26 protein-coding genes and 1 tRNA gene are annotated in these 24833 nt (G+C 63.2%); 10 read left to right on the plus strand and 17 right to left on the minus strand.

The features are described from left to right. Positions 1–26 precede the first annotated feature (26 nt). The 4 genes from DPM35_RS21830 to DPM35_RS21845 all read right to left on the minus strand — a co-directional run bounded on the left by DPM35_RS21830 (position 27) and on the right by DPM35_RS21845 (position 3164). Entirely contained in the window at positions 27–1592 is a 1566-nt protein-coding gene (locus DPM35_RS21830) for an amidase (RefSeq protein ID WP_112129312.1), read from the minus strand. Further along, positions 1592–2050 (minus strand): GNAT family N-acetyltransferase, encoded by a 459-nt coding sequence (locus tag DPM35_RS21835; protein ID WP_112129313.1) that lies wholly within the window; start codon positions 2048–2050, stop codon positions 1592–1594. Before DPM35_RS21835 ends, DPM35_RS21830 begins: the two co-directional genes overlap by 1 nt. 3 nt (positions 2051–2053) lie before the next feature. After that, a complete protein-coding gene (gene gatC / locus DPM35_RS21840) occupies positions 2054–2341 on the minus strand; it encodes an Asp-tRNA(Asn)/Glu-tRNA(Gln) amidotransferase subunit GatC (RefSeq protein ID WP_040987223.1) in 288 nt (95 codons plus the stop codon). A gap of 115 nt (positions 2342–2456) precedes the next feature. Further along, on the minus strand, positions 2457–3164 hold the full coding sequence (locus DPM35_RS21845) for a metal-dependent hydrolase (protein WP_112129314.1): 708 nt from the start codon (positions 3162–3164) through the stop codon (positions 2457–2459). A 116-nt stretch (positions 3165–3280) separates the two neighbouring features. On the opposite strand from DPM35_RS21845, the gene ruvX reads away from it, so the two are divergent. Then, positions 3281–3763, plus strand: a complete 483-nt coding sequence (gene ruvX, locus DPM35_RS21850) for a Holliday junction resolvase RuvX (protein ID WP_112129315.1) — start codon at positions 3281–3283, stop codon at positions 3761–3763. Here the strand turns inward: ruvX and DPM35_RS21855 are convergent. From DPM35_RS21855 to DPM35_RS21865, 3 genes are all read right to left on the minus strand, one after another. Continuing rightward, the gene (locus tag DPM35_RS21855; protein WP_112129316.1) at positions 3705–4046 is read right to left on the minus strand and encodes a DUF6105 family protein; all 342 of its coding nucleotides are present in this window, start codon (positions 4044–4046) and stop codon (positions 3705–3707) included. The two genes, ruvX and DPM35_RS21855, sit on opposite strands and share 59 nt — an antisense overlap. Next, the gene (locus tag DPM35_RS21860) at positions 4046–4606 is read right to left on the minus strand and encodes a hypothetical protein (RefSeq protein WP_112129317.1); all 561 of its coding nucleotides are present in this window, start codon (positions 4604–4606) and stop codon (positions 4046–4048) included. Before DPM35_RS21860 ends, DPM35_RS21855 begins: the two co-directional genes overlap by 1 nt. A gap of 169 nt (positions 4607–4775) precedes the next feature. Continuing rightward, on the minus strand, positions 4776–6404 hold the full coding sequence (locus DPM35_RS21865; RefSeq protein ID WP_041007137.1) for a DNA alkylation response protein: 1629 nt from the start codon (positions 6402–6404) through the stop codon (positions 4776–4778). 162 nt (positions 6405–6566) lie between these two features. Between DPM35_RS21865 and DPM35_RS21870 the strand changes: the two genes are divergently transcribed. From DPM35_RS21870 to dprA, 4 genes are all read left to right on the plus strand, one after another. Next, complete coding sequence (locus tag DPM35_RS21870) at positions 6567–7532, plus strand: aspartate carbamoyltransferase catalytic subunit (protein ID WP_095818664.1); 966 nt, start codon at positions 6567–6569, stop codon at positions 7530–7532. Further along, complete coding sequence (locus DPM35_RS21875; protein ID WP_112129318.1) at positions 7529–8815, plus strand: dihydroorotase; 1287 nt, start codon at positions 7529–7531, stop codon at positions 8813–8815. Before DPM35_RS21870 ends, DPM35_RS21875 begins: the two co-directional genes overlap by 4 nt. Before the next feature lie 176 nt (positions 8816–8991). Then, entirely contained in the window at positions 8992–9573 is a 582-nt protein-coding gene (gene plsY / locus DPM35_RS21880; RefSeq protein WP_112129319.1) for a glycerol-3-phosphate 1-O-acyltransferase PlsY, read from the plus strand. After that, positions 9570–10697 (plus strand): DNA-processing protein DprA, encoded by a 1128-nt coding sequence (gene dprA / locus DPM35_RS21885; protein WP_112129320.1) that lies wholly within the window; start codon positions 9570–9572, stop codon positions 10695–10697. Before plsY ends, dprA begins: the two co-directional genes overlap by 4 nt. 29 nt (positions 10698–10726) lie before the next feature. Here dprA and DPM35_RS21890 read toward each other — a convergent pair whose 3' ends face one another. Next, positions 10727–11872, minus strand: a complete 1146-nt coding sequence (locus DPM35_RS21890; protein ID WP_112129321.1) for a hypothetical protein — start codon at positions 11870–11872, stop codon at positions 10727–10729. Positions 11873–13482: 1610 nt separating this feature from the next. Here DPM35_RS21890 and DPM35_RS21905 point away from each other — a divergent pair. The 4 genes from DPM35_RS21905 to DPM35_RS21925 all read left to right on the plus strand — a co-directional run bounded on the left by DPM35_RS21905 (position 13483) and on the right by DPM35_RS21925 (position 15604). Further along, entirely contained in the window at positions 13483–13974 is a 492-nt protein-coding gene (locus DPM35_RS21905; RefSeq protein ID WP_146767977.1) for a hypothetical protein, read from the plus strand. Positions 13975–14526: 552 nt separating this feature from the next. Next, positions 14527–14919, plus strand: a complete 393-nt coding sequence (locus DPM35_RS21915) for a hypothetical protein (protein WP_112129325.1) — start codon at positions 14527–14529, stop codon at positions 14917–14919. Further along, positions 14909–15088, plus strand: a complete 180-nt coding sequence (locus tag DPM35_RS21920) for a hypothetical protein (RefSeq protein ID WP_112129326.1) — start codon at positions 14909–14911, stop codon at positions 15086–15088. The genes DPM35_RS21915 and DPM35_RS21920 overlap by 11 nt, the downstream gene beginning before the upstream one ends. An 84-nt stretch (positions 15089–15172) precedes the next feature. After that, complete coding sequence (locus DPM35_RS21925; protein ID WP_112129327.1) at positions 15173–15604, plus strand: hypothetical protein; 432 nt, start codon at positions 15173–15175, stop codon at positions 15602–15604. Positions 15605–15716: 112 nt separating this feature from the next. On the opposite strand, the gene DPM35_RS21930 is transcribed toward DPM35_RS21925, so the two are convergent. Further along, positions 15717–15792: transfer RNA gene (locus tag DPM35_RS21930), tRNA-Lys, on the minus strand. A 290-nt stretch (positions 15793–16082) separates the two neighbouring features. On the opposite strand from DPM35_RS21930, the gene DPM35_RS21935 reads away from it, so the two are divergent. Further along, positions 16083–16535, plus strand: a complete 453-nt coding sequence (locus DPM35_RS21935; protein ID WP_112129328.1) for a BA14K family protein — start codon at positions 16083–16085, stop codon at positions 16533–16535. A 256-nt stretch (positions 16536–16791) separates the two neighbouring features. Here the strand turns inward: DPM35_RS21935 and DPM35_RS21945 are convergent, their stop codons facing one another. From DPM35_RS21945 to DPM35_RS21980, 8 genes are all read right to left on the minus strand, one after another. Continuing rightward, positions 16792–17160: a DUF6882 domain-containing protein gene (locus tag DPM35_RS21945; RefSeq protein WP_245431601.1), complete on the minus strand. Its 369-nt coding sequence runs from the start codon at positions 17158–17160 to the stop codon at positions 16792–16794. A 22-nt stretch (positions 17161–17182) separates the two neighbouring features. Beyond that, complete coding sequence (glpK, locus tag DPM35_RS21950; RefSeq protein WP_112129330.1) at positions 17183–18676, minus strand: glycerol kinase GlpK; 1494 nt, start codon at positions 18674–18676, stop codon at positions 17183–17185. Positions 18677–18767: 91 nt separating this feature from the next. Next, positions 18768–20492 carry an ABC transporter substrate-binding protein gene (locus DPM35_RS21955; protein WP_112129331.1) on the minus strand — a complete coding sequence of 575 codons (1725 nt, stop codon included), beginning with the start codon at positions 20490–20492 and terminating at the stop codon, positions 18768–18770. A 78-nt stretch (positions 20493–20570) separates the two neighbouring features. Continuing rightward, complete coding sequence (locus DPM35_RS21960; RefSeq protein ID WP_112129332.1) at positions 20571–20858, minus strand: DUF2160 domain-containing protein; 288 nt, start codon at positions 20856–20858, stop codon at positions 20571–20573. Positions 20859–20861: 3 nt separating this feature from the next. Then, on the minus strand, positions 20862–21770 hold the full coding sequence (locus DPM35_RS21965) for a carbohydrate ABC transporter permease (protein ID WP_112129333.1): 909 nt from the start codon (positions 21768–21770) through the stop codon (positions 20862–20864). A 1-nt stretch (position 21771) separates the two neighbouring features. Then, positions 21772–22638, minus strand: a complete 867-nt coding sequence (locus tag DPM35_RS21970; RefSeq protein ID WP_112129334.1) for a carbohydrate ABC transporter permease — start codon at positions 22636–22638, stop codon at positions 21772–21774. Beyond that, positions 22639–23706 carry an ABC transporter ATP-binding protein gene (locus DPM35_RS21975; RefSeq protein ID WP_112129335.1) on the minus strand — a complete coding sequence of 356 codons (1068 nt, stop codon included), beginning with the start codon at positions 23704–23706 and terminating at the stop codon, positions 22639–22641. Positions 23707–23716: 10 nt separating this feature from the next. Beyond that, complete coding sequence (locus DPM35_RS21980) at positions 23717–24796, minus strand: ABC transporter ATP-binding protein (RefSeq protein ID WP_112129336.1); 1080 nt, start codon at positions 24794–24796, stop codon at positions 23717–23719. Between the last annotated feature and the right edge of the window lie 37 nt (positions 24797–24833).

Genomic DNA, 24833 nt, shown 5'->3' on the forward strand with positions numbered 1-24833 from the left:
TCACCCTCTTGTTGGAGGGGACGACGCTACCACCACTTTTCCGGCTGAAATTTGCCCGCCGCCTGCTCGATGACGTTGGCCGTCTGGAACAGCGTTTCCTCGTCGAACGGGCGGCCGATCAGCTGCAGGCCAAGCGGGAGGCCCTTGCCGTCGAGGCCCGCCGGTACGGAAATGCCGGGAAGACCCGCCATGTTCACCGTCACCGTGAAGATGTCGTTGAGATACATCTTGACCGGATCGGAGGCCATGTCCTCGTCGGCGATGCCGAAGGCGGCCGACGGGGTTGCCGGCGTCAGGATGACGTCGACGCCCGCGGCAAAGACATTCTCGAAGTCGCGTTTGATCAGCGTGCGCACTTTCTGCGCCTGCAGATAGTAGGCATCGTAGTAGCCGGCCGACAGCACATAGGTGCCGATCATGATGCGGCGCTTGACCTCGCGGCCGAAGCCGGCGCCGCGCGTCTTCTCATACATGTCGATGATGTCCTTGCCGGGCACGCGCAGGCCATAGCGCACGCCGTCGTAACGAGCGAGGTTCGAGGAAGCCTCGGCCGGCGCCACGATGTAGTAAGCCGGCAACGCATATTTGGTGTGCGGCAGGGAGATATCGACGATCTCGGCGCCGGCATCCTTCAGCCAGGCAATGCCTTTCTGCCAGAGCGCCTCGATGTCTTCCGGCATGCCGTCGACGCGGTATTCCTTCGGAATGCCGACCTTCATGCCCTTGATCGGCTTGCCGATCGCCGCCTCATAATCCGGCACCGGGCGGTCGACCGAGGTCGTGTCCTTCGGATCGACCGAAGCCATCGACTTCAACAGGATCGCGGCGTCGCGCACGTCGCGCGCGATCGGCCCGGCCTGGTCGAGCGACGAGGCGAAGGCAACGATGCCCCAGCGCGAGCAGCGCCCGTAGGTCGGCTTGATGCCGACCGTGCCTGTGAAGGCGGCGGGCTGGCGGATCGAGCCGCCGGTATCGGTTGCGGTGGCGCCGGCGCACAGGAATGCGGCCACGGACGACGCCGAGCCGCCGGACGAGCCGCCCGGCACCAGCTGGGCGTTGTCGAGCGTGCGCTGGGTCTTGGTGCCGCCGGCGGAGACGAAGCCGCCATCGCCCTGATGCGTCGTCGGCATCACCACCGTATCGAACCGCGAGCGGCGCCACGGATTGATCACCGGGCCGTAATAGGAGGTCTCGTTGGATGAGCCCATGGCGAACTCGTCCATGTTGAGCTTGCCGAGCATGACGGCGCCGTCGGCCCACAGATTGGCGGTCACGGTCGATTCATAGCGCGGCTTGAAGCCGTCCAGCACGTGGCTGCAGGCCTGGGTGTGGATGCCTTCGGTGGCGAAAAGGTCCTTGATGCCGAGCGGGATACCCTCCAGCGCGCCGCCCTCGCCCTTGGCGAGCTCGGCATCCGAGTTCTTTGCCATGTCGCGCGCCTTGTCGGCGGTCACGGTCACATAGGCGTTCAGCACCGGATTGGCGCGCTCGATCGCCGCGAGATAGGCCTCGGTTATTTCGGCCGCGGTGATCTCCTTGCCGCGCAGCTTGGCGCGGGCCTCGGAAATGGTGAGATGTGTGAGATCGCTCATCAGGCAAGGCTCTTTTCGTAAAACACCGACCATTCGGAGTCGGGATAATCCAGCACCGGTCCGCAACGCGTGAATCCGGCGCGCTCATAAACGGTCCAGGCGGCGGGATGCCGATCGCCGGTTTCGAGCACCAGCCGCGTCAACCCTTCCTGGCGAGCCAACGCCTCGACCCGCCCGACGATCTCGGCACCGATCTTTTGGCCGCGATGCGACGGCCGCGTGTACATGCGCTTGACCTCGCCGATGGCCTCGCAGTGGCGCTTCAGCGCGCCGCAACCGACGGCAAGTCCATTGTCGCGCGCGATGAACACCGTCGTATCCGAGCCCGCCATCTGCTCGACGGTGAGGTGGTAGCAATGCTCGGGCGGCGTCAGTTCGAGCAGCGCCTCGTTGAGCTCAGCGACCAGCGCGCGCACGTCGTCCTGCAGAGGCGTCTCGACGGCGATCTCGACAGCCACGGCCTACTCCACCACCTTCGGAACGAGGAAGAAGTTCTCTTCGGTGGCCGGCGCGTTGGCGACGATGTCGGCGGGCTTGTTGCCGTCGGTGACGACATCCTGGCGCTTCTTCATCTCCATCGGCGTGACCGAGGTCATCGGCTCGACGCCCGAGACATCGACCTCGTTCAATTGCTCGACGAAACCGAGGATGGCGTTCAATTCCCCGGTCATGCGCTCGGCATCCTCCTCGCTCACCGCGATACGGGCAAGGCGCGCGACGCGCTTCACGGTCTGAAGATCAACGGACATGTTCTTTTCGCCTCGGGAAAACCAGTGCGGGCTATAGCGGCGCGGCGCTCAGCGCGCAACATGGATGATGCCGGATCGATCGCGCGCGTTGGCCCCCGCCGGTCGATGAGGCAACCTAGATCGTGATCGCCTTGCCCACCTCGGGCAGCGCCACCTTGACGCCCGAGCCTTCCAAGCCGGCGACGAACTTGTCGGCGGTCTGGTCGAGCATCGGGAAAGTCCTGAAATGACAGGGAATGACGGTGTCGAAATCGAAAAAGCGGCGGCAGGCAAGGGCCGCCACCGCGCCGCCCATGGTGAAGCGGTCGCCGATCGGCACGATGCCGATCTTGGGCTCGTGAAGCTCGTTGATCAGCCCCATGTCGGAGAAGATGTCGGTGTCGCCCATGTGGTAGAGCGTCTTGTCTTCGGGAAAATGCAGGACGAGCCCACCCGGATTGCCGAGATAGGTGTTCGTGCCGCCTTGGCCGCCGAAAGAAGACGAATGCAGCGCCTGGACGAAGGTCGTGGTGAACGGTCCGCAGTCGACGGTGCCCCCGATATTGCCCGGATTGATCTTGTCGCCGCCGACGCCCTGGCCGACCAGATACATGCAGATCTCGAAATTGGCGACCAGCATGGCGCCACTTTTCTTCAGCACCTCGACCGCGCCGCTGACATGGTCGTTATGGCCATGGGTCAGGAGAACATGTGTGACGCCTTCCGCCGGGCCTTCCCAGCCGCCCGTCCAGGACGGGTTGCCGACCAGATAGGGGTCGATGAGAATGGTGGCATCCTTGGTCTCGACGCGGAACGCCGAATGTCCGTACCAGGTCAGTTTCATCAATGCTTTCCTCGATTTTTCTGTTGCCGAAGGATAGAACGCTGGCGGCAAATTTAAAGTGGCGCGCTACTCCTAAACGTCAAAAGGATGTGACGCCCGGATGTCAGGGGAAGCCATTGGGTATTATTTCAATCGCCGAACTGCCGGCGCGGCTCGCCAACGGCAAGACGCTCGCCGGGCTCGATCTCGGCGACAAGACGATCGGCGTCGCGGTCTCCGATCGCGGGCTGTCTTTCGCCCATCCGCGCCCGGTCATCCTGCGCAAGAAATTTTCGCTCGACGCCGCCCAACTCATCGCTCAACTCGAGCAGGACAATGTCGGCGCCATCGTGCTTGGCCTTCCCGTCAACATGGACGGCTCGGAAGGGCCCCGTGCGCAAAAATCGCGCGCCTTCGTCCGCAACATGGCGCCGCTTTCCGATCTGCCCTTCGTGCTGTGGGACGAGCGCCTGTCGACGGTCGCGGCCGAACGCACGCTGATCGAGATGGATTTCTCGCGCAAGAAGCGCGCCGGCAAGATCGATTCAGCGGCGGCCGCCTTTATTCTGCAGGGAGCCCTGGACCGGCTTCAGTCGCTCGGCCGAGCCGATCGGGGCTGATATCGCCCTGCCGGCGCTGCCTTATCCATTCGGCGATGTTGCGCCGGCGGCGGAAGGCCCACAGCCCCATGAGCAGGAAAAAGTCGAAAACGCAGGTCCGCGCCACCATGCCCGGGATGATGGCCGGGTCGACGCCAAGCATCTGGCCATAAAGCTGGAAGGCGAAATCGTGCACCTGTCGGCTCAGCATCACATAGCCGAAATTCATGTCGTTGGCCGACAGGAAGAACCATCCCCAGAAGATGGCCATCGGAGCAGCCCAGAGTGTGAACAGCGTGCGCATCAGCGACTGCCTCCAGGCTTGTTTTCCGGACGGCCTGATATGCGCGAAAGCAAGGAGCTGTGCGCAGCCCCCATCGCCATGCGCGAGGCGGCACGAACATCGCCCTGGGGCAAATTCATTGCGGCGGCAAAGGCTGAGCGGCGTTCGGCCGTCACCGCGACATAGGAGGCAAGCAGGGCCGTCATCTGAATGCCGACGATCACGAACAGGCCGTCGATGCCTTGCGCCACGCCGCCGATGAGAATCAGCGAAAGCAGGGACGACGCGAAGATGAAAGCGACCCGCGCCACGCTCTCACCCGCGTCCGGCCTTGCCGCGCCGTTGAGCAGCGTTTCGACAAAAGCCCAGCAGAACAACACCGCGACGGTCAGGAGCGCGACCGAAAGCGGCGCGACCACGGCGACATTTTCAAGCTGCGGAAACCGGCCGCCCTGGATCGAGAGGCCGAGCACGCCAAGCGCCGCTGCTATGCCCCGGCTGCCGTCCATGCAGACATAGGCAAGCAGGGCGAAAACCACCGCCCAATGCAAGGCCAGAACTGAGCTCAACACATGCCGCATTTGCATCCTGCTTCGCGGAGCCCGGGCCATGGTTAACCGTTCCCTACTCCAGCAAGCGGAGATTGGGCTTTGCGAAGGTCCGCCGCAATGGAAACCATTTGTTAAGGTTAACAGCTATCCACAGGCCGGCAATTGGCGGATGGCATCATGCTCGATCGCCAGAGCCGGATCAGGTCACGGGCGGATAGAGCGTATCGATGATCATGCGCGCATCGTGGCGTGAATCGAGCATGCCGTAGGTGGTGCGCCACTGGCCGCCGAGCCGCGTTTCGACGAAAGCGTCGGCGATCCGCCCTGCTCCCAGCCTGCGAAGCTCCGCCGCGGCGGCCGAAAGCGCGAGCTGTTCGGTGAGCAGGCGCGCCGAACCCTGGTCGGTCGCGGCGACCTGCATCGCCGCCTTCAGCACGCCGATCGTGCCGCGTCCGCCGGTGCCGAGATCGCGGTCGATGCCGGCCAGCACTTCCTCGAACAGGCCGGGCGCGCGGCCAAGCACGCGCAGCACGTCGAGCGCCATGACATTGCCCGAGCCTTCCCAGATCGCGTTGACCGGTGCCTCGCGATAGTAGCGGGCAAGCGGCGCTTCCTCGACATAGCCGTTGCCGCCGAGGCACTCCATCGCCTCGTAGAGCAGCGCCGGCGCGATCTTGCAGACCCAGTATTTGACCACAGGCGTCATGGCGCGGGCAAAGGCCGCCTCGCCGCGATCGCTCGCCGCCTCGTCGAAGGAGCGCGCCAGCCGGAACGACAGCGCCGTGGCCGCGGCGACGTCGAGCGCCATATCGGCCAGAACCCGCTGCATCAGCGGCTGGTCGATCAGGTTCGAGCCGAACACCTGGCGATGGCGCGTGTGGTGCACGGCTTCGGCAAGGCCCGCCCGCATCAGCGCCGAGGAAGCGACCGCGCAGTCGAGCCTCGTCAACGTCACCATGTCCATGATGGTCTTCACGCCCGCGCCCGGATCGCCGACCATCTCGCCGATCGCATTGACGAACTCCACCTCCGACGAGGCGTTCGAGCGGTTGCCGAGCTTGTCCTTCAGCCGCTGGAAGCGGAAGCCGTTGCCGGAACCATCGCCAAGAATGCGTGGGACGAGGAAGCAGGACAGCCCCTCAGGCGCCTGACCGAGCACCAGGAAGGCGTCCGACATCGGCGCCGACATGAACCATTTGTGGCCGGTGAGCCGATAGAAGCCGCTGCCGGTGCGCTCCGCCCTGGTGGTGTTGGCGCGCACGTCCGTGCCGCCCTGCTTCTCGGTCATGCCCATGCCGAGCGTCAGCCCGGTCTTCTGCACCGGCGGCTTTTGCGTCTGGTCGTATTTGCGCGTCGTCACGCGCGGCGCCCATTCGCGGAAAAGTTTTGGGCTCGCCATCAGCGCCGCCAGCGAGGCGCTGGTCATGGTGATGGGGCACAGATGCCCGGTCTCGAGCTCGGCGGTCAGATAGAAGCGCGCCGCCCTCACCTGATGCCGGCGGCCGATCTCGGCATCGCCGTTCTCCCAGACGGAAGAATGCAGGCCGCCGGCGATCGAGCGGCGCATCAAGGCGTGATAGGCCGGATGGTATTCGACGAGGTCGAGGCGCCGGCCCTGGCGGTCATGCGTGCGCAATTTCGGCGTGTCGGTGTTGGCGAGGCGGGCAAGCTCCTGCGCCTCCTGCGTCATCACGAACCGGCCAAGCCCGTCGAGATCCTTGCGCACGGGATCGGAAAAACGCTCGGCAAGCTGGATGAGCAACGGATCGCCTCGCCATGCGTTGCCGCCCGTCAGCGGCGGCGGCTGGTTGATCACCTCGTCGGTCACGCGTCTTCCTTACATCCCAAGGCCGCGATTGCGAATCCGAGGCCATTCGGCCTTATAGCCCAAGCGTTACGGCACGCGCGACGAAAATACCGGGGAGAACGCCCGCAATCCAAAGCTGGCGCTTGCGGGAGGCCGGACCGCACCCTATAGCAGCGCCTTGAGATGACCGACGCTTCGTCCCTGCCGCTCTTCCCCCATCGCCATCTTCTGGGCATCCGCGATCTTTCCCCGGCCGATATCGAGCTGTTGCTCGATCGCGCCGACCGGGCTGTTTCGATCTCGCGCCAGCCGGAGAAGAAGACCTCGACGCTGCGCGGCCGCACGCAGATCAACCTGTTCTACGAGGCATCGACCCGCACGCAGTCCTCCTTCGAGCTCGCTGGAAAAAGGCTCGGCGCCGACGTCATGAACATGTCGGTGGCAAGTTCCTCCGTGAAGAAGGGCGAGACGCTGATCGACACGGCGATGACGCTGAACGCCATGCGGCCGGACATCCTGATCATCCGCCACCAGTCGGCGGGTGCTGCTGCCCTGCTCGCCCAGAAGGTCGGCTGCTCGGTGGTCAATGCCGGCGACGGCGCGCATGAGCACCCGACCCAGGCCCTGCTCGACGCGCTGACCATCCGCCGCGCCAAGGGCCCGCTGTCGAAGCTGATCGTGGCGATCTGCGGCGACATCCTGCATTCGCGCGTCGCCCGCTCCAACATCATGCTGTTGAACGCGCTGGGCGCGCAGGTGCGCGTCGTGGCGCCCTCGACGCTGCTGCCCTCCGGCATCGACAGGATGGGGGTGATCGTCGCGCGCTCGATGGCCGAGGGGCTGAAGGATGCCGACGTCGTGATGATGCTGCGCCTGCAGCGCGAGCGCATGGAAGGCGCCTTCGTGCCGTCGATCCGCGAATATTTCCGCTATTTCGGCCTCGATGCCGAAAAGCTGAAAGCCGCCAAGGACGATGCGCTGGTCATGCATCCCGGGCCGATGAACCGCGGCGTAGAGATCGCTTCCGAGATCGCCGACGGGCCGCAAAGCGTCATCCAGGAACAGGTGGAGATGGGGGTCGCGGTGCGCATGGCGGTCATGGAAGCGCTGCTCGACCCGCGCCGCAACCATGAGGGACGCGGCGCATGAGCGTGACCGTCTTCAGCAAGGCGCACATCGTCGACCCGTCGCGCGGCGTGGACGAGATCGGCAGCGTCATCATCGACGGCCGCAAGATCGCAGCGGCCGGCAAGGCCGCGCTGAACCAGGGCGTGCCGGAAGGCGCCACCGTGGTCGACTGCGCCGGCAAGACGATCATCCCGGGCCTTGTCGACGCGCGCGTCTTCATCGGCGAACCCGGCGGCGAACATCGCGAGACCATCGCGTCGGCAAGCGTGGCGGCGGCGGCCGGCGGCGTCACATCCATCGTCATGATGCCGGATACCGATCCGGTGATCGACAATGTGGCGCTGGTCGAATTCGTGCTGCGCACGGCGCGCGACACCGCAAGCGTCAACGTCTTCCCAGCGGCCGCGATCACCAAGGGCCTCGAAGGCCGCGAGATGACCGAATTCGGCCTGCTGCGCGAGGCAGGCGCCGTCGCCTACACCGACGGCCGCCACACCATCGCCAATGCGCTGGTGATGCGCCGGGCGCTGACCTATGCGCGCGATTTCGGCGGTGTGATCGCGCACGAAACCCAGGATGCGAACCTCGCCTCGTCTGGCGTGATGAACGAAGGCCTCTACGCAAGCTGGCTCGGCCTGTCGGGCATTCCGCGCGAGGCCGAGCTCATCCCGCTCGAGCGCGACCTGGCGCTGGCCCGGCTGACCGGCGGCGCCTACCACGCCGCCAAGATCTCGTCCGCGATGGCGGCCGGCGCGGTGAACCGGGCCAAGACGGACGGCGCCAATGTCACGGCGGGCGTCGCCATCCACAATCTGTCGCTCAACGAGAACGATGTCGGCGAATACCGCACCTTCTTCCGGCTGACCCCTCCTCTGCGCGCCGAGGACGACCGGCTGGCGATGATCGAAGCGATCAAGGACGGCACGATCGACATCATCGTCTCCTCGCACGACCCGCAGGACGTCGACACCAAGCGCCTGCCCTTCGCCGACGCGGCCGCCGGCGCTGTCGGGCTGGAGACGCTGCTTGGCGCGGCACTTCGGCTCTACCACAATGGCGACGTGCCGCTGCTCAGGCTGATCGAGACGCTGTCCACGGCGCCGGCAAGATTGTTCGGCCTGCCGGGCGGCACGCTGCAACCGGGCGCACCGGCCGATCTCGCCGTGATCGACGTCGACGAACCCTGGATCGTCAGTGAAGGCGGTCTGCACTCGCGCTCGAAGAACACCTGTTTCGAAGGCGCGCGCCTCCAGGGCAAGGTCCTGCAGACGCTGGTCGCGGGCCGCACGGTGTTTTCCGCATAGACCGCCCTTCGGCCCAGGCGAACCTGCGGGCACAGGTTGCTTGGCGAACCCTCCCGACTCTACCATTATGCCCGAGTGATGCCGGAGCAACGCCAACTATTGCAAACTAGGGTTGTATAACGCAAATTGCATCAATCGCAAGGCGAGAGCCCGGACGAGAGAATATGGGGGAAACGATGGGTTACGCGATCGCGCTCGTCTTCGGCTATCTGCTCGGCTCGATCCCGTTCGGGCTCCTGATCACCCGCGCTGCCGGTCTCGGCGATGTCCGCAAGATTGGCTCCGGCAACATCGGCGCGACCAATGTGCTGAGGACGGGCAATAAGGGGCTTGCTGCCGCCACGCTTCTGCTCGATGCGCTGAAAGGTACAGCGGCGGTGCTGGTCGCCGGGCATTTTTCGCCGGACTTCGGACTGGCGGCCGGCTTCGGCGCCTTCCTCGGCCATCTCTTCCCGGTCTGGCTCGGCTTCAAAGGCGGCAAGGGCGTCGCCACCTATCTCGGCGTGCTGCTCGGCCTTGCCTGGCAAGGCATGCTCGTCTTCGCCGTCGTCTGGCTCGCTATGGCCTTTCTGTTTCGATACTCCTCGCTGGCCGCACTGACGGCGGCGGTCATCGTACCAATCGCGCTCTATTTCATCAGCACGCCGCAGATCGCCGGCCTGTTCGCCGTGATGAGCCTGATCGTCATCATCAAGCACCATGCCAACATCTCGCGGCTGCTGGCCGGCACCGAGGGCAAGATCGGGGCGAAGGGATGAGCGCTCCGGCCGCCGGCCCGCGCCTCAGCGACCGGCAGCGGCTTGCCTGGCTTCGGCTGATCCGCACGCCCAATGTCGGTCCAGCTTCGTTTCGCGAGCTGATCAACCGCTTCGGCTCGGCCGAAGCAGCACTCGAAATGCTGCCCGAATTGATGATCTCCGGCGGCGCCAACCGTATCGTCCGCATCCCTTCCGTCGCCGAGGCGGAAGCCGAGCTGGACGCAGCCCGGCGCGCCGGCGCCCGCTTCGTCGGCATCGGCGAGGCCGATTATCCGCCCTTGCTGAAAACCTTGGACAATCCGCCGCCGCTGCTTGCGGTGAAAGGCGAAGGCGCGGTGTTCCGTCTGCCGGCAGTGGCGATGGTCGGCGCCCGCAACGCCTCGCTGGCCGGGATCAAGATGGCGCGCATGCTGGCAGCCGACCTCGGCCGTGAAGGCTACGCCATCGTTTCGGGCCTGGCGCGCGGCATCGATACGGCCGCGCACAAAGGCAGCGTTTCGACCGGAACCATCGGCGTTCTGGCCGGCGGGCTCGATGTCCCCTACCCGCCCGAGAATGCCGGCCTGTGCGACGAGATCGCCGATCGCGGCGGCGCCATCGTTTCGGAAATGCCCTTCGCCTGGCAGCCGCGCGCCCAGGATTTCCCGCGCCGCAACCGCCTTGTCGCCGGCATGGCGCTCGGCCTGGTGGTGGTCGAAGCCGCGCAACGTTCCGGCTCGCTCATCAGCGCACGCCTTGCCAATGAAATGGGCCGGCTGGTCTTCGCCGTGCCCGGCTCGCCGCTCGATCCGCGCGCCGCCGGCTGCAACGCCCTGCTCAAGGACGGCGTCACACTCGTCACCGAAGCCGCAGATGTGCTGGGCGCCCTGGCACCGCTTGCCGGCACCCGCGCTCCAAGACCCACGCCGCTGGCCGAGGCGCCGGACATGTCGGCCATGCCGCCGCCCGGCGAAAACGACCGCGCCGACGTGCTGGAGGCGCTTGGGCCCACACCCACCGCGGTGGACGACATCATCCGCCACACCGGACTGAGCGCCGCGCAAATCGCCATGGTTCTCCTGGAACTCGACCTTGCCGGGCGGCTCGAGCGTCACGCCGGCGGAAATGTATCGCTGATCGCGTGACCTCGCGTCGCCTGCCGGCCCGAATTTCCCTATCGAAACAAATATTTCGACACTTCCGGATTGCCGCGGCGCCACATCACATTGTCGAGGAAGTAGTGGTGCACGTTGATGAAGATCAGCACGATGAAGAAGAACAGCGACGAACCGAGCACCTGTTTGTCGTAGGGGACCAGGGCGGTCAACACGAACGGGATCAGCCAGAAGCCGAGATAGCCAAGCGCCCCGCCCCCGATGATGAACCCCAGCACCCGCAGCTTGTAGCGAGGCCCGAGCATCGATAGGATTTTCGGCTCCGGATCGCTCGCGGCATCCGAGACGTCACGCTCGACATTGGTCTGGTAGCGCCACACCACGGCCAGATATTGCAGCGAGTGCAGCGCCGGCACCACCAGCAGCCACAGCGGGTTTATCCTGGCAATCAGGATCCAGAGATATAACGAGGCGACATAGGCGACGATGCCGTTGTAAGGCAGGCCGCCGCCATTCCGTCGCCAGCGGTTGATCAGCATCAGAAGCGTGGCCGCCGTCGATCCGACGGCCGCCAGGACGGCAATATCGGCGATCCAGGACGGCGCCGCGAAGGTGTAATATTGAAGGCCGTAATACTGCCCCTGCGTCACCGCCGTGTTCGTCTGCAGCCAGGCCAGGATCCACACCGCGTAGCTGTTGACGAGCAGCACCTTCTTGTCCCGGTCATCGAAGAATTTGCGTTTCAAGACGGCGTCGACCATCAGCATGCCGTAGCCTTGCTTGACGTAGTGCCAGCCGACGAAGAAGAACATCGCATTGGCCGCGAAGCCGAGCAACCGCGTGTTCGACGTCGCCGCGCCATAGGCAAAGAACAGCGCCATGATCAGCGGAACGATGACGCCGGCGAAAATGTAGCGAAGCTGCAGACTCCTGTCGTATCCCTCGCCGCGCGCCTTGCGACCGAAATTGCGATAGAAGATCTGGTAGGAATGGGCGAAATGCGGGTAGTTCACCAGGTAGGCCACGACAACCATCGTCGCGGCCAACGGGCCTTCATATTCGCGAGGCACGAAGAACAGCACGGGCAGGATCAGAAACGCGCTGCCGCCGAGCATGAGAAAATCAGCGACCGGGCCGAAGAGATATCTGCCGGGCGGCGTTGCCGCCTTGGGGGGCGCGGTAGATACCGAAAGGTCAATTGCCATCCTGGAGCCTCCCTCGGAGGTCCGAGTTTAACCATGACCTTGCCCAGGGACAAGGCAACGCGGCAAGTGTAGTGTCTCAGTTTGAAATGACGCGGACGGCATTGCCGATCACATCGGCGGGTCGCTTCTGGCCTTTGGGTCCGGTGGGCATGCTATTGCGCCAAAACATGCAGGGAAACGTAAGGTGCATCTCCCTCTACCCAACTATCGTGCGGGGTTGAGGTGATATGGAAAACCGTGCCCGGAAGCAGATCAAGACGAGTGCCATCCTCATATTCGACAACGCCATGCCCAGACAACACGGTTCCCGTATGCGGCGCATGACAGAGCTTGGTTCCTACGGTCGGGGCGTTGTGAAGAGACCACTTCCAGCCAGGCTGAACGCGAATCGCGCTGGGCAGCAGCCATAGGAGTCTCCCTGGTTCGTAACAGCGGGAGCACCTAAATTGGCTTCCAGCGTCCGCGTGCCCTGTTAGGTGCGGACGACTTGAGAATGATACTCCTGAAATATGGCAGCCACGAGTCAATTCGCGGAACAAGGGTTTTGGTGCCGGGTTATGTCAGAAGGAGGTTTCTCGTGATTGACACCCCCCGGCAAACCCGAAAACGCCAGAAGCTACATGGTCCAGCGGCTGATGGAGGAGACCGGAATCACGGTCGAGGAGGCGCAAGAGTTGATCGCACTTCTGGGCTATGAGTGGTCATCGCTTTTGCGGGAAGCGCATATCTTGATGCAGAAGAAGCGGCGCTCTCTCTTGGTCTGTAGCAGTGATCTTCTGCCACGAGTACCGCGCCCCCGGCCGTGACGACCGGAACCTACAGTTCACCAACCATGCGGTGACGCCGGAGCAGCGGAAGGCCTGGACGCCTTGTCCTTAGTGGCGGCCCGACAGCCGCCGTTTGGGTGTGCGGCCATGTGACTGCCGGGCCTAGCCAGGATGTTGTGAGTCAGCCCGGCCGCAGGTAGGCGTATCAACATATCAGTGTTTGCTAAAGTAATCATTTCGGAGGATGTTCAATTTGCGTGATAGCGAACTCAACGAGCGGCCAGGCAAGGGCACGCCCGTCGTAGCGGCCCGACAGTTCCGCTCTGTTGGGGTAGCGTTGGTTGAACCGCCGGGCCCTAGCCGACTCCGGGCTGGGAGAGTCGGCCGATGCAGAGGTTACATTAGCAAGACTGCATGAATATCACGCTTGGTTACATTCCACTGAATTTTCTATCCGGATGCCGTGCCGGCGGGCGGCCCGGCGCGAAGCGACGCCAGAGAGCAGCGGAAGGGTTGGACGCCGTGTCCTTAGCGATCGTTCTGCACACCAATTCCATTGCACAGCGGGGTTATCGGTGATGGCCGAAAATCCAGCCTGTCGCTTCCTGCGCCGGCCAAGCAAGCTTCCAATGCGGCAAAACTGGAGGCTTAGAAATGCACGGCTTCACCCCGGAGCATTGGGCGGCAATGTCGCCGAGGGAGCGCGCCCGGGCTTCTAACAGGGCATCGCGAGCCCGGCGCACGCCTGAGCAAATCGAAAAGTCTCGCGCGTCCAGCAAAGCGTGGAGAGATAAACGCTCACCAGAGCTGATTGAGCGCGCCCGCGCTTCGCGAAAGGCGTGGTTGGCGAAGCGCACACCGGAACAGGCCGAGCGGGACAAGCAGACCCAAAAAAGATATTTCGCCAGGCGCATGGAGACCGCAGCCGGGCGCGAGGCGCGCAACGCCTGTCTGCGTAAATACTACCACCGCATGAAGGCTGACGCGGACTGGCGCGAGAAGCGAAACGCCCGTCGGCGGATTGGCACGGCCAGCACACAGCGGGTTAGCGAGAACCTAGCCAGAGCATTGGGGCAGAACGAGCTACATTCGGCGGCCGCTCGCGCCGCCCCGAAGCGGCTCCCGCGCTGGGTCAGGGATGATGTGATTGCAGACATGGTATTGGCAGTGCTCGAAGGGCAGGCTCGGGTTGACGAGCTTACCCCGCAATCCGAAGCATTCGTGAGCCGACACTATCGAGAATATGAGACATTCGATCTTCGATCCATTGACGAAAAAGACGAAACCGGCCGTACCCTGGCAGATACGCTAACTGAACAACACCTGCCTTGGTGACGGGCTTACGGTCGCCAGTGGTCATCTTCCTCAAGCTGACGGCGCCTCGGCTCAACGAGTATTTGGCGGATCACCTCTAGCCGTTGCTCGATTCTGTCGAAGCGACGTTCCATGTAGCCGCGAATGTCGCGAACTACCTCCCACACGCCACAAGCCACCAAGCCGTAAAACAAGGCCAAGCCTACAGCCGCCCACGTCATGCCAGACTTCCTCAATAGCTCCGCCCCTCGCAGGGCGTGCTTGAATTCTTAACTGATTGAGAGCATGGTGGACGGCGGAGCGTGACAACTCCCGCTGATGGCCTTTGCCGGGCCTAAGCAACCAGAGCGGTGGCGAGGCGATCCTTGCCGGGATCTTATTTGCCACCGAAAAGAACGTGCCGATTTGCCGTCGGCGCGAACCGGCACACTATGCCGGGAGAGTGGCGGCAATACAAGACCCGAAAGGGGAAGGCCGTCGCGCATGGTCTCTGGCCATGTTGTCACACTCCCGGCGCCAGTGCTGCCCGCTGGCAACCGGCCGTGACAAGCCGGCAAATCCAGAGAAACCCCAATGACTGCACACGTCAGAACTTTGAAGCCCTACGGCATGCCGAAAGGAATGAACCCGCGCACATGGCGCCAGACCATCGAGAAAGAACTGAACGCGCTCTTCGACAAAGCGACCGCCCTAATAACGGCCCTGGATGTCATGGACGCGGGCAGCGAGGATTACGAGGACGGCGCCGACGATGAGCCGTCGCTAGGCTGGTGCACCGGTTACGGGCCGGGAGACACGCTCGACCTGGAGTTGGACAGGTGCGACGATGAGGACGACGGCAATGCGGAGCCTAGCCTTGGCGCACCGAACACACATCATTGCCAGATCAAATGGGCGGCCGGCAGCAGAAGCGACCGAGAGGAAGACGCTGGCGACATGGCGGAGGTGCTGGCCTATGGCGACTGACATCTTCCACAAGATCGCCGTCGAGGCGGAGACAGAGGCGGAAAAGACCATGCTGGAGATAGAGGTGTTGGTTCACATCATCGCCGACAAGATGGAACACCTTCACGGCGTGCCTTTTCAGGTCTTGGTCAGCTACGAACGTCGGTACGTGACGATGGTATTGCGCTGACCTTTCGCAAATTTGCAGAAGGTGGCCCGCTGCCTCACGGTGGCGGGCCTTCCCTTGTGACCACCATGTCCTACACTTAAAACCATGTCACGCGGTCTCGGTAGCAAGCAAATCCTATTCCTCAAGGCGATCCGCTCGATAGAGCAAACCGATAGAGATTCGTTCTGGCGCACCTCGGCAGTTATGGAGCAGGCCTTTGCGCTTTCGACCGAACTGCAAGAGATCGAGAGGCGCCGCAATGAAGCGGCAGCGGCCAGCGATGCCCGTATTAAGCAGTTAGCTCTTGAAGGCGATCAGCGCGCCAAACTGCTTATGTCGTTGACGAGAGCGCTAGGCGTCCACCGCAGATGGGATGTGGGCGAACATCACGACCGAAAGCGCCGCGCCCCTGAATGGCTGGAGCACCATCTTAACCCGTCTCGCACTCTGGCGCTTCTGGAGCGGCGCGGACTCGTTGCCAGGATCACTGGCGGGGTAAGGCTCACAGAAGCCGGCCGACAAGCATCTGAAGCCTAAGTGTAGGACATGGTTGCGCACTTCATTTTTTCGGACACAGTGCGGGCACGAAATTCTGCGGACACAGAGAACCGCCCTCACCTCTCACAAAGTCTTGATTTTCTTGAGTTTTTGGTGAGCGCGATGGGATTCGAACCCATGACCTACTGATTAAAAGTCAGTTGCTCTACCGGCTGAGCTACGCGCTCCCGCGGGCTCGAAACGCCGCCCTCGAAATTGCGCGGAACATAGGGAGAGTGCCGCGGCCGGTCAACCGGAAAAAGATGGGCTTCCAAGGCGGATTTTTTGAACGGATTCGAAGGGACGCCGAGAGGTTGTTTGCGAGCGGCTTTCGATGCCGATGGCCAATCGCCCGGCTCCGGACTGCTTCAGAAATCCCTACAATAACAATGGGCTGATGGCGGAATGGGGAACCATTGCAACCCCGACGCGTTTCGCCAAACAGGGACGTTCCATCAAACCCTCAAGGAGAAGAGTAATGAACAGGATCGCATCGGGCCTGCTGGCAACCGCTCTCTCGGCGTCATTCATCGCGGCGGAGATGGTGCCGGTAAACGCTCAGCCAAACTATGTGCCGCAACCCCAGGCCCTGTCGGATGTCCAGACCGTGCAGTACCGGGATTGGAGAAGGCACCGCGGCTTCAACCGGGATTTCTCGCGTCGTGGCGACGCTGTCTACTGGAACGGCCATCGCGGCTATCGCGAATATCGCCACGGCTATCGCCGCCATGGCGACTATTGGTTCCCGCTGGCCGCTTTCGCCACCGGAGCATTGATCACCGGCGCCATCGTCAACAGCGAGAACAATCGTGTCTATCGCGGCGATGCGCATGTGCAGTGGTGCTATGACCGGTATCGTTCGTATCGAGCCTCGGACAACACATTCCAACCTAACAGCGGTCCGCGACGGCAGTGCGTGTCGCCATACTGACGGCCTCCGGTCAGTACCAAAGCAATTCCAGGAAAAGTGCGTGGCGGTTTTCCGTCCGGAATTGCGGAAAGCACATATTTTGATGGTTGACCGAGCCCGCACCTCGAGAGGCGCGGGCTCTCTCGCTATGTCTCGCGGCGATGGATGCGTCAGTTCGCCCATCGTATGTTCTTGAAGACCAGATAGAGAGCGCCGCCCTCCCCTCGGGAGGAGCGATAAGCTCCAAGCGCGTTGCAAACCCGAACCATCGCTGCCGTCAGCTCCCAGCCGAGCGCATCCAAATCGCCGCTCGTATCATCCACATAAGCCTGGGCCAGGTCGTGCACGCCCTTTTCTCCCCGAACGCCCGCACCAGTTTCGCGTCGCCGAGAAGGTCGCCCGGTAAGTTCGAATTGGCCCAAGCCCAGAGCCAATTGCCCGCCTTGGCGCTGGTAGAGCCCGCAATCTGGATTTCCGAGATGACCTTGGCGCCCGCTTTGTCGGAGAAAATCAGCTTTCCAGCCGCCAGGTCGTAGTTGTAACGTATCCAGTGGCCGAGGCGGAAATCCTGCTCCAGGCGTGCGTTCTTTGCTGCGAGCTGATCAAATGCCTCATCGCGCCAAGCAGGATACCAATCCGGTTGCATTCTTTCCCCGGTCCAGAGATCGTTACTGCGTACTCAGCGTCCTGCGCACCGCATCGCGCCAACCTGCCAGCTTCGCCGAGCGCGTGGCCGCATCCATCTCCGGCTTGAAGCGCCGTTCCAGCGCCCAGCTCCTCGCGAAGTCCTTTGCCTTCGGCCATACGCCGGCCTTCGAACCCGCAAGCCACGCCGCGCCCAGGGCGGTCGTCTCCAGGATCGTCGGACGATCGACCGGCGCGTCGAGAATGTCGGCCAGCCGCTGCATGGTCCAGTCTGACGCCACCATGCCGCCGTCGACCCGAAGCACCGTCTTGGCCGACGCGCCTTTCCAGTCCTTGCGCATCGCGTCGAGCAGGTCGCGCGTCTGGAATGCGACCGATTCGAGTGCGGCGCGCGCGAACTCGGCCGGGCCTGAATTGCGCGTCAGGCCGAAGATCGCGCCGCGCGCCTCCGCGTCCCAATGCGGCGCGCCAAGGCCGACAAAAGCCGGCACCAGATAGACGGCTTGCGCCGGATCGGCGGTCGCCGCGAGCGCACCGCTTTGCTCAGCCTTGCCGATCACCTTGATGCCGTCGCGCAGCCACTGCACGGCGGCGCCCGCGATGAAGATCGAACCTTCCAGCGCATAAGTGGTCTTGCCGTTGAACCGGTAGGCGATCGTGGTCAGAAGCCGGTTCCTCGAGCGCACAAGGTCCGCACCGGTGTTGAGCAGCGCGAAGCAGCCGGTGCCGTAGGTTGACTTCATCATGCCCGGCTCGAAACAGGCCTGGCCGATGGTCGCCGCGTGCTGGTCGCCGGCAACGCCGAGGATGCGCATCTCGGCGCCGAACAGGCTCTTTTCGGTGACGCCGAAGTCGTCGGCGCAGTCCTTCACCTCGGGCAGGATCGCGGCCGGTATGTTCAGGATCGAGAGCAGCTCCTCATCCCAGACATTCTTCTCGATGTTGTAGATCAGCGTGCGTGAGGCGTTTGTCGCGTCGGTTGCGTGCACCTTGCCGCCGGTCAGCCGCCAGATCAGAAAGCTGTCGATCGTGCCGGCGAGCAGTTCGCCTTTCTCGGCGCGCTTGCGCGCGCCTTTCACCTTGTCCAGCATCCAGGCGATCTTGGTGCCGGAGAAATAGGGATCGAGCAGCAGCCCGGTCTTCTTGGTGAATTTCTTCTCCAGCCCCTGCTTCTTCAGCTTCTGGCAAAGCGGCGCCGTGCGGCGGTCCTGCCAGACAATGGCATTGTGGATCGGCGTGCCGGTCGCTTTGTCCCAGACCACGACCGTCTCGCGCTGATTGGTGATGCCGATGGCGGCCACATCCAACGCGGTACGGCCGGCCGCCTTCAGTGCCGCCTTCACCGTCGCGACGACGCTTGTCCAGATGTCTTCCGGATCATGCTCGACCCAGCCGGAGGCCGGATAATGCTGCGTGAATTCCTGCTGGCCGGTGCCGGCGACTTTCATCTTGTCGTCGAACAGGATCGCCCGGGTCGAGGTTGTTCCCTGGTCGATCGCCAGCACAAAACCGCTCATTTAGCTTCCTCCGCCTTGATACGAACAGGGGAGACGGCAATGCGCCGCCTCCCCTTATTTCACACGGGCGCGAACACCCGCATAGACAGTCTTACTTCTGCCAGCTCTTCACCAACTCGTCGTAGTTGATGGTGATCGGCTTGTCCTTTTCGTTCTCGATCTTGAGCTGCGGCGCAAGGTTGCCCTTCGAGACGGCATCCTTGTTCCAGTATTCGAGATCGTGCTCCTCGGCCATCTTCGGTCCGATATCGCCCTGGACGCCGGATTTCTCGAGGCGGGAGAGCACCTTCTCCTGGTCGGCGCAGAGCGAGTCCATCGCTTCCTGCGGGGTCTTCGCACCGGACGACGCATCGCCGATGTTCTGCCACCAGAGCTGCGCCAGCTTCGGATAGTCCGGCACGTTGGTGCCGGTCGGGGTCCACTGCACGCGAGCCGGCGAGCGGTAGAACTCGATCAGGCCGCCGAGCTTCGGCGCCCGCTCGGTGAAGCTCTTGTCATGGATGGTGGAGTCGCGGATGAAGGTAAGGCCGACCTGGCTCTTCTTCACGTCGACCGTCTTCGACACCACGAACTGAGCGTAGAGCCAGGCGGCCTTGGCGCGGTCGGTCGGGGTCGACTTCAAGAGCGTCCACGAACCAGCGTCCTGGTAGCCGAGCTTCATGCCGTCCTTCCAATAGACGCCATGCGGCGACGGCGCGACGCGCCATTTCGGCGTGCCGTCCTCGTTCACGACCGGCAGACCGGGCTTGGCCATGTCGGCGGTGAAAGCCGTGTACCAGAAAATCTGCTGGGCGATGTTGCCCTGCGAGGGAACCGGGCCAGATTCGGAGAAGGTCATGCCCTGCGCTTCCGGCGGCGCGTAAGCCTTCAGCCAGTCGAGATACTTCTGGATGGCATAGACCGAGGCCGGAGCGTTCGTGTCGCCGCCGCGCGCCGAGCAGGAACCGACAGGACGCGAATTCTCGTCGACCTTGATGCCCCATTCGTCGACCGGCTTGCCGTTCGGGATGCCCTTGTCGCCGTTGCCGGCCATCGAGAGCCACGCATCGGTGAAGCGCCAGCCGAGCGACGGGTCCTTCTTGCCGTAGTCCATGTGGCCGTAGACCTTCTTGCCGTCGATCTCGCGGCCGGTGAAGAACTGGGCAATGTCCTCATAGGCCGACCAGTTGACCGGCACGCCGAGGTCATAGCCATACTTGGCTTTGAAGTCGGCCTTGTTCTTCTCGTCGTTGAACCAGTCGTAGCGGAACCAGTAGAGGTTGGCGAACTGCTGGTCGGGAAGCTGATAGAGCTTGCCGTCCGGCGCCGTGGTGAACGACTTGCCGATGAAGTCGTCGACGTCGAGCATCGGATCGGTGACGTCCTTGCCCTCGCCAGCCATCCAGTCGGTCAGGTTGCGCGCCTGCTGATAACGCCAGTGCGTGCCGATGAGGTCCGAGTCGTTGACCCAGCCATCATAGAGGTTCTGCCCGGTCTGCATCTGGGTCTGGATCTTCTCGACGACGTCGCCTTCCTGGATGACGTCATGCGTGACCTTGATGCCGGTGATGGCGGTGAAGGCCGGCGCAAGCACCTGGGATTCATACTGGTGCGTGGTCAGGGTCTCCGACACCACCTTGATTTCCATGCCGGCAAACGGCTTGGCGGCGTCGACGAACCACTGCATTTCCTTTTCCTGGTCGGCGCGCGAGAGCGTCGACAATGGACCTATCTCCTTATCCAGAAAGGCCTTTGCCTCGTCCATCCCGGCATAGGCGTGGCCGGCGCCGAGCAATAGGACAAGGGCGGTCGTTGATGTTAGAAATTGCCGTCGCATGTGTCTCCTCCAGTCTTAGGTTGTGAAGTGCGATCCGGGGCGGCCGCCAGCACGCGGCCGCTCCGACTTTTTCCCCCTCTATACGTATCGGAACACGCCAATGGCGTAGACCACCGAGAGAGCGAGAGCCCACCACAGGTTGGGTCCAACCAGACCCAGCCAAGCGAGATGGATGAAGGCGCTGCCAAGCAGCGAAACGAAGAGGCGGTCGCCGCGCGTCGTCTCGAAGCGCAGCAGGCCGACGCGCGGATTGCCGCCGGGCGAGACATATTCCCAAAAGCCCATGCCGCAGAGCATCAGCGCAATGATGACGAAGAAGGCGGCCGTCGGCCACGTCCATGCCATCCAGGAGAAGTCGAGGTTCATGGCTTAGACCCTCCCCAGGGCAAAGCCCTTGGCGATATAATTTCGCACGAACCAGATGACCAAAGCGCCGGGGATCAGCGTCAGCACGCCGGCGGCGGCAAGCAGCCCCCAATCCATGCCGGCGGCCGAGACCGTGCGTGTCATTGTGGCGGCGATCGGCTTGGCGTCTGTCGTGGTCAGCGTGCGCGCGATCAGGAGCTCCACCCACGAGAACATGAAGCAGAAGAAACAGGCGACGCCGATGCCGCTCGCGATCAGCGGCATGAAGATCTTCACGAAGAAGCGCGGGAAGGAATAGCCGTCGATATAGGCGGTCTCGTCGATCTCCTTCGGCACGCCGGACATGAAGCCCTCGAGGATCCACACTGCCAGCGGCACGTTGAACAGGCAGTGCGCGAGCGCCACGGCGATATGGGTATCGATGAGACCGAAGGCCGAATAGAGCTGGAAGAACGGCAGCGCGAACACTGCCGGCGGCGCCATGCGGTTGGTCAGCAGCCAGAAGAACAGGTGCTTGTCGCCGAGGAAGCGGTAGCGCGAGAAGGCGTAAGCCGCTGGCAGCGCCACCACCACCGAGATCACCATGTTCATCACCACATAGGTGATCGAATTGATGTAGCCGGAATACCAGGACGCGTCGGTGAAAATAATCCTGTAATTGCGCAGCGTCGGCTGATGCGGAAACAGCGTCAGCGAGGACACGATCTCCTGGTTGGTCTTGAAGCTCATATTGATGAGCCAGTAGATCGGCAGGAGAAGCACAATGATGTAGATCGTCGGCACGATCCACCACCAGCGCGATTCCTCGCCACGGCGGCGCATCAGCTTCGCCACCTCGTCCTGCGACAATGTGCTGCCCACTTCCGTGACCGCCGTTTCGCTCACGCGCGTCGTCTCATTGGCGCCTGTCATCTCAGCGCTCCGCGTCGTAGTTGGTCATCACGGTGTAGAACACCCACGACAACAACAGGATGATCAGGAAGTAGACCAGCGACATGGCTGCCGCCGGACCGAGGTCGAATTGGCCGAGCGCCGTCTTGACGAGGTCGATCGACAGGAAGGTCGTCGAATTGCCGGGGCCGCCGCCGGTGACCACGAAGGGTTCGGTGTAGATCATGAACGAGTCCATGAAGCGCAACAGCACGGCGATCAGAAGCACGCGCTGCATCTTCGGCAGTTGGATGTAGCGGAACACCGCCCAGCGCGAGGCGCCGTCGATCTTGGCCGCCTGGTAGAAGGCATCCGGAATGGAGACCAGCCCGGCATAGCAGAGCAGAACGACCAGGCTGGTCCAGTGCCAGACATCCATGACGATGACGGTGACCCAGGCGTCGAACGGGTCCTGGACATAGTTGTAGTCGATGCCGAGCGCATTGATGTAATAGCCGAGCAGGCCGATGTCGTTGCGGCCGAACACCTGCCAGATCGTGCCGACGACGTTCCACGGCACCAGCAACGGCAGCGCCATCAGCACCAGGCAGACCGGCACGCCCCAGCCTTTCTTGGGCATGTTGAGCGCGATGAAGATGCCGAGCGGCACCTCGATCGCCAGGATGATGAAGGAGAAGATCAGGTTGCGCACCATCGCTTCCCAGAAGCGGTTGGAGTGCAGCAACTCCTCGAACCACTCGGTGCCGGCCCAGAAGAAGACGTTGTTGCCGAACGTGTCCTGCACCGAATAATTGACGACGGTCATCAGCGGGATGACGGCCGAGAAGGCCACCAGCACCAGCACCGGCAGGACAAGGAACCAGGCCTTGTTGTTCCAGGTCTTGTCCATCTACGCCCCCATCTCGACGCGCCAGGAATCGGCATAGATGTTGATGCCGGCCGGATCGAAGCGGACCTTCGGCTCGGCAGGCACCTCGTCGTCCTCGCCGATCACCGCGGCAATTTCCCTGCCTTCCAGGTTGGCGCGCACGACCTTATGGCGGCCGACGTCCTCGACCTTGGACACCTGCACCGCCATGCCTTCGCGGCCGAGCCGCACATATTCAGGGCGGATGCCAAGCTCGACGGCCCCGGCTTCCGCTTTCGGTACACCCGGAAGCTCGATGCGCAACGCGCCGAACTTCGCCGTCCTGCCTTCCAGCGCGACCGGCAGCACGTTCATACCCGGCGAGCCGATGAAATAGCCGACGAAAGTGTGGCGCGGCCGCTCGAAAAGTTCGGCCGGCGTGCCGATCTGCACGATCTCGCCGTCATACATGACCACGACTCGGTCGGCGAAAGTCAGGGCTTCAGTCTGGTCGTGCGTGACATAGACCATGGTGTAGGCGAAGCGGCGATGCAGCTGCTTCAACTGCGAACGCAGCACCCACTTCATGTGCGGGTCGATCACCGTCAGCGGCTCGTCGAACAGGATGGCGTTGACGTCCGAGCGCACCAGGCCGCGGCCGAGCGAGATTTTCTGCTTCTGGTCGGCGGTGAGCCCGCGCGCCTTCTTCTTCGCCAGCCCGGCGAGATCGATCATGTCGAGCGTCTCACGCACCTTGCGGTCGACGTCCGCCTCCGGCACGCGGCGGTTGCGCAGTGGGAAGGCAAGGTTGTCGTAGACGGTCATGGTGTCGTAGATGACCGGGAACTGGAACACCTGCGCGATGTTGCGCTCCTGCGTCGACAGATTGGTGATGTCGCGGCCGTTGAACAAAAGCTGGCCGTGCGAGGGATGCAGCAATCCTGAAATGATGTTGAGCAAGGTGGTCTTGCCGCAGCCCGACGGCCCAAGCAGCGCGTAGGCGCCGCCATCCTCGAAGGTGTGATGCACTTCCTTCAACGCAAAATCCGAATCCTTCCGTGGATTGGGCAGGTAGGAGTGGCGGATATGGTTGACGTCGATGCGCGCCATCTGATCCTCCTCAGGCCGCCAGCTTCGATGCCGTCACGGCGCGGCCGTTCTGGTCGAACACCATGATGTGGCGCGGGTCGATGAACACCTCGACCACGTCGTCCGTCTCGAAATCGAGGATGCCATGGGCAAGCATCACCCAGCGCGCATCGGCGAAGTCGAGATGGACGAAGCTTTCCGAGCCGGTGATCTCGGTGATGGTGACCTTGGCACGCACCGGCACGGCGCTGGCGTTCGGCCGCTCCAGCGACAGGTGATGCGGCTGGAAGCCGATCGTGTAGCTGGCGTCCGCAATGCCGCTGAGCTCCTGCGGAACCGGCAGCTTGACGCCGCCCTCGAGCAGGAAGTCCGAGCCCTTCTTGGAGAGCACGATGGTGTTGAGCGGCGGGTCGGCGAAGGTCCTTGCCGTCACCAGGTCGACCGGCTTGCGGAACACGTCGACGGTCGGACCGAATTGCGTAACGCGACCCTCCGAAAGTGTCGCCGTATTGCCGCCGAGCAGCAGCGCCTCGTGCGGCTCGGTCGTCGCATAGACGAAGATCGTGCCCGCGGCGGCGAAGATCTTCGGCAATTCGGCGCGCAATTCCTCGCGCAGCTTGTAGTCGAGATTGGCCAAAGGCTCGTCGAGCAGCACCAGGCTGGCGTTCTTGACGATGGCGCGCGCAAGCGCCGTACGCTGCTGCTGGCCGCCCGAGAGGTTGAGCGGCGTGCGATCGAGGTAAGGCGTGAGCTTGAGAAGGGCGGCGGCATTGCGCACCTCCTTGTCGATCCTTGCCTGGTCGACGCCTGCAACCCTGAGCGGCGACGCGATGTTCTCGTAAACCGTCATCGCCGGGTAGTTGATGAACTGCTGGTAGACCATCGCGACATTGCGCTTTTGCACCGGCTGTCCGGTGACGTCCTTGCCGTCGAACCAGACCGAGCCAGAAGTCGGCGCGTCGAGACCCGCCATCAGCCGCATCAGGCTGGTCTTGCCGGAAAGCGTCGGTCCCAGCAGAACATTCAGTGACCCGTGCTGAAGCGTCAGCGACACGTCGCGGATATGCTCCTGCGCACCGATCGTCTTCGTCACGTTCCTCAGTTCTAGCATCACGCCTCCTCCCAGGCCTTGCGCTTCAGCGGTCGAT

Source organism: Mesorhizobium atlanticum, from assembly GCF_003289965.1.
Classification (GTDB): domain Bacteria; phylum Pseudomonadota; class Alphaproteobacteria; order Rhizobiales; family Rhizobiaceae; genus Mesorhizobium; species Mesorhizobium atlanticum.